The organism is Candidatus Bathyarchaeota archaeon (assembly GCA_026014725.1).
GTDB lineage: Archaea > Thermoproteota > Bathyarchaeia > Bathyarchaeales > Bathycorpusculaceae > Bathycorpusculum.
Genome location: JAOZHV010000038.1, coordinates 1 through 2,354 on the forward strand (window position 1 = coordinate 1; position 2,354 = coordinate 2,354).

The 2,354-nt window shown below is 42.6% G+C and carries 3 protein-coding genes; 1 reads left to right on the forward strand and 2 read right to left on the reverse strand.

Annotated elements, in window-relative coordinates:
* Both NWE95_07320 and NWE95_07325 read right to left on the reverse strand, forming a co-directional pair.
* A partial coding sequence (locus tag NWE95_07320; GenBank protein ID MCW4003703.1) for an HAD-IC family P-type ATPase occupies positions 1-1,174 on the reverse strand: 1,174 nt, incomplete at its 3' end.
* 94 nt (positions 1,175-1,268) lie between these two features.
* Positions 1,269-1,553 carry a 4Fe-4S binding protein gene (locus tag NWE95_07325; protein ID MCW4003704.1) on the reverse strand — a complete coding sequence of 95 codons (285 nt, stop codon included), beginning with the start codon at positions 1,551-1,553 and terminating at the stop codon, positions 1,269-1,271.
* A 198-nt stretch (positions 1,554-1,751) separates the two neighbouring features.
* Between NWE95_07325 and NWE95_07330 the strand changes: the two genes are divergently transcribed.
* The coding region (locus NWE95_07330) for a hypothetical protein (protein ID MCW4003705.1) at positions 1,752-2,354 on the forward strand (603 nt) is incomplete at its 3' end.

Sequence of the window (2,354 nt, forward strand, 5' to 3'; positions counted from 1 at the left end):
CAAAGAATGTCTCGCCATCTTTATTGATTGTAGCTTCTGTCATTCGAGTTTTTGGGTCAAAGGGTACAAATGCTGTCTGAGAATAACCATCAAATGGGATGTCCGCTTGGGCTGTAGCAGTCAAAAATGCGATGTCGATTGGGTCTAGATTGGCTTCATTCGATGCAAGTGCGCCATAGAGTAAAACATCCTTTTTGCTGAATCCATTGAGGGGTATTTCTTCCTCGACAAAGAGTTTGTTCATTGTTAGAGTGCCTGTCTTATCTGCGCAAAGTACATCCATGGTGGCGGCATCTTCGCTTGCGCTGAGCCTTGTGACTAATACGCCCTGTTTTGCTAGTACCGCTGAGCCTAATGCCATGTTTATGGTAAACATTGTTGGCATCGCCACTGGAACAGAGGCTATGAGTAACACGCCAGCAAGGGGCAGCAATACGGCGAGATCGAATCCCGTCAATACAGCGTATACAAAGACGATTAGTAAAGATGCGAGGACTATTATGGCGAGTTGACGTGCAACTTTTACTGTGACTTCTTCCATATGCAGTTTGGGTTTTGCGAGGTCAAGCAGGGAGATAGTTCTTCCAAAATAGGTCTTGGTCCCCGTGGCATCAACTACTCCAGTAGCTTCCCCACGTTTCACAGCTGAACCAGAATACGCTATTTCTGAAGGTGACTTATCGACGATACCAGATTCACCGGTAAGCACCGACTGGTCTAGACCAATTGAACCATCCACTATTTTTACATCGGCTGGCAGCAGGTCGCCGATTCTTACTCTAACAAGGTCTCCTGGGACAAGCTCCCTAGCTTGAACGATGGACCATTTTCCATCTCGTTTTACTCGGCTTTGGATTCTTAGTCTTTGCTTGAGTTTAGCCATCGCTGCTTTGGCTCTGCCTTCTCGCCAAAGAGACATTCCTGCGTTGAAGAAAAGTAGAAAGACTATGACAAGCGCCTGTGGATACTTGCCCAGTATCAAAGTGACAATGGCTGTGGCTTCAAGCATCCAAGGCACAATGCCCCAAAAACGTTTTCCCAACCTTGAGAGAAAGCTTACTTTTTTCTCGGGGACTTCATTATATCCGAAAGTTGCTAATCTTTCCTTAACTTCCTGATTATTCAGTCCTGTTTCTAAATTTGTTGCTTGGAGCTCTTTTTGTTCTTTTTCCATTTCTCTCACTTCATGGGCTGGTTAAGTTTGGGGTTGAAATTGTTTCTAAACAAAAAGGGATTTGACTATATGGATTAAGTACCTCAGATTGGGATTAGGCTTTTGCTTTTTTTAGTTCATCGATTATCTTCTGGGTTTCCTCTTCTGATGGATGCGTAATGGCGCCAACAGGACAGACATCTTCGCAACCTCTACAGAATACAATGCACCTGTTTGGATTTACTACAGTTCTCTTTTGGCCATCTTTTTCTTCAATTCTAAAGGCGCCTACATGGCAATAATCGACGCATTTTCCACAGGTAACACATTTATCGTAGTCTATCTTTGGGTTCCAAGGTATCTTTTCACGAGGAACACCTTCATACGTTTCTTCAGCCATGCTGTGTCACTTTCTTTTAGGAGCAATAGGGATTATCACAATATTTAAATATTGTTATCAACTCGTTTGCTAACAGATGGAAAAAGCAAAGGATGGTCTGACAATGAAAAATCCCTGCAGAAAGATTATTTTTTACTTAGCGAATCACGAATTAAACAGTTTTCAAGAAATCGGCGAAACTCAACTAAGGAGGGGCGAGTGATGGCAGGTTCTCTGCCTAGAAAAGTAACCGTAATAGCTACCATCGCAATTATCTTGGTCGGAGGCTTCATAGCATACTACTACTTGACGCTTCCCACCCAAAACAGCAATGATGAGATTCCATATCAAACGCGTTTAAACAATGGGGATTATGTTAAGTATATCGAGAGATCATTTGTAAATGGCACAAAGACGTTAGAGTATCCCATAAGTTGGGAGACTAGTGAGGGCACAACCAATGGATCAGACTGTTTTATAATGAAAGTAACAGCTAATGTTGATGCAAACACTACTACCCTAATCTACTGGTATATGAACAAAACAACAAATGACTGCATATCAATGAAGACCCAGACATTTGTAAACGGTAATTTAACCTCCGAATCTGCTACTGAGTATGGTTATGCCGCCTTCGTAGTCGACCCTAACACTATTGTTGGCCAGGAGACAATAACTGTTCTAGCTGGAACATTTAACTGTTATAAGTCTGTGGTCAGGGACGACACTGCAGGCACAGTAACGAACCTTTGGTACAACTCAGGTGTCCCGATATCAGGGTTGGTAAAATATGAAACATACGATTCCAACAACCAATTGGTA

Excerpts from the sequence above, each read along its gene's own strand:
- NWE95_07325 (MCW4003704.1), bottom strand. The coding sequence starts at position 1,553 with ATGGCTGAAGAAACGTATGAAGGTGTTCCTCGTGAAAAGATACCTTGG.